Below are 2381 nucleotides of genomic sequence, written 5' to 3'. Positions count from 1 at the left end.
CTCCCCTACCTCCCCTACCTCCCCTACCCTAGTCATTTTCGGGTTGACAGACTACTAGAGGCAGAGCCTCATAAACCGTATTCCCTGTCAGAGACAGGGAACAAGGAATTAAGAAACTTCTACCTTTTCCTTACCTGCATTCAAAGCCACAACATCTTGCAACCTCGAAAGCACAAAAGACTTCTCCAGATAAGAAAACAAACCACCAGCCTTTGGACCCTTTTCTTTGTTCAAGAAAGATAGATACAAAGCCTTAAAAGCAATTGGTTGTTGAATCCCTAACTCCTTAGTAGTGGAGAAAATTATAGTTTGCAATGCCTCAGCTTCCCAATGAGGAATATTTTGCAAATTCTCCATCAACTTTTGCAAATAAGCAACTTGTTCAGAGTTCAAATCATTAGCTTTCTCTGGAACTTGTTCCAAATACAGAACTAACTTTTCTTCCTCATCTGCATAATCTTGTAACCACAATTGTGCAGCAGCAATTCTTTGATTAATAATTTGCTGATCATACTCATTTAAAGGCTGTGGACTACGTTGGACAACCTCATCTTGAATATTTAAACGCGGAACTTGCAACAAAGAAATTAACGTACTAAAATCAAAAGGTTGGAAAGTTTTAACTTCATCCCCTAGTTGGGCGTAAAATAACGGCATTAATTCCTCCGTTAATTCAGGAGATTTAGAATACTTGTTAATTAAAGTATCGTAATCTCTAAATAAACGAGTAGTAGTTTCATAATTTGGCGCAAAATTAATGACAGTTCTTGGCTGAGTTCGCAACATTAAAAAGCGCAGTAATTCCGGTGGAAGTAAAGCCGCAATTTCTTCAGCACTCGAACCAACTCCCTTAGAAGAACTCATCTTTGTCCCATTTACCAGAATAAATTCATAGGGAGAATGAAAAGGAGGTTGCTTTTGTAAAACCTTGCGACTAATCGCATTAGCAACATCACGAGAACCACCTTTTTGAGAATGATCCTTTCCAGCCATTTCAATAGTTACACCCAACACATCCCACTTAGCCACCCATTCAACTTTCCAAGGTAATTTACCATTACCATTAAAAGGAGAAATCCAGCCAGAATGTCCACAACCTTTTACATAATCAGTTGCATCAGGTTTGCAGGTGTAAAATACTTCTGAACCGTTATAATCTGTCGTGACAGTTGTGGCAATCTTACCGCAATTTTCACAAATAACTTGAAAAGGATACCAGTTATTTGGACGGTCAGCTTTGCTTACTTCCTTATAAGCTTCTCTCACCAAATGGGCATTTTTTAAGAAAGTGTCAATATAGGAATTAAGTTTTCCAGAACGATATAAATCGCGGAGAAAATAAGTTTCTGGTTTAATTCCTAAATACTCGAAAACTTCAAAAAATTCACCAATGAAATATTTAGCATAATCACTAGCATCATCACCAGGAGAAGGCACATTACACAGCGGAAAGCCCAAATAAGGAGAAAACTTTTCCTGATCTAAGTATTTTGGAACTGTATCCAGTGCGTCATAGTCATCCACACCATACAAGAACTTGACAGGTTTACCTGCGTGTTTCAATGCCCGGTAAATCACATCATGGATAACCACACCCCGCAAAGACCCAACGTGTACCCGTCCTGATGGAGTCTTAGAATCATTAACTACCTGGTAGCCTACTGCATCAGCAGCGATTTTATCAGCCCAAAACATTTGCTATTTATCTTTTCACAATCTACCCATTTTAACTTTTGTCATGGAGAATAATCTCATTTTTGACTAAGTTCAATAATATTTCTATCTGGATCTTTAATAAAAATCGCCGCGCGACCAGAAGCACTAGCCTGAAAAGGATAATTTTTAGCAATTAACTCATCTTTCGCAACCTGCAAATCAACCACAGCAAAAGCAATATGAGGATTTTGCCCCCATTTTTCCTGTTGCTTATCGGTTTGTACAACAGGCGCAACTATGAGATGAAGTTGATAATTACCGATTTGATACCAGACACCAGGGTATTTTAGAGGGCGTTCTACTTTGTTTAGTCCTAACACCTGACTATAAAAATATTCAGCCTGTTCTAAATCAGTGACTAGAATAGCAGTATGAAGACTCTGTATAATTTGCATTTTTTTTGTTTTGTTAAAATATATAGTCATCATATTTGATTTTTGAACATTGCCAGACTCAGATCCCCGACTTCTTAGAGAAGTCGGGGATCTTATTGTTCAAAAAAAATTAATTTTTTCTTTATGATTACTCGAAAGTGCCACAAATGCTCAGAAAACCACACCTAAGATAGATTGATTTATAATCCACGTAGTTTTTATTACATAAAAATTGATAATTCTAATACTTCCCCTTCAAATAAAAAAATGTATATTGTTCAAATCTAGCAC

2 protein-coding genes are annotated in these 2381 nt (G+C 37.1%); both read right to left on the bottom strand.

The genetic code is table 11. The features are described 5' to 3' along the window. Positions 1 to 108: 108 nt before the first annotated feature. Positions 109 to 1695 (bottom strand): lysine--tRNA ligase, encoded by a 1587-nt coding sequence (gene lysS / locus IQ228_RS24805; RefSeq protein WP_027403597.1) that lies wholly within the window; start codon positions 1693 to 1695, stop codon positions 109 to 111. Positions 1696 to 1751: 56 nt separating this feature from the next. Further along, complete coding sequence (locus tag IQ228_RS24800; RefSeq protein WP_027403596.1) at positions 1752 to 2111, bottom strand: VOC family protein; 360 nt, start codon at positions 2109 to 2111, stop codon at positions 1752 to 1754. Positions 2112 to 2381 lie beyond the last annotated feature (270 nt).

Origin of the sequence: Dolichospermum sp. LEGE 00246, assembly GCF_015207865.1 — a bacterium.
Classification (GTDB): domain Bacteria; phylum Cyanobacteriota; class Cyanobacteriia; order Cyanobacteriales; family Nostocaceae; genus Dolichospermum; species Dolichospermum heterosporum.
This window is presented reverse-complemented; position numbering and strand designations above follow the sequence as displayed.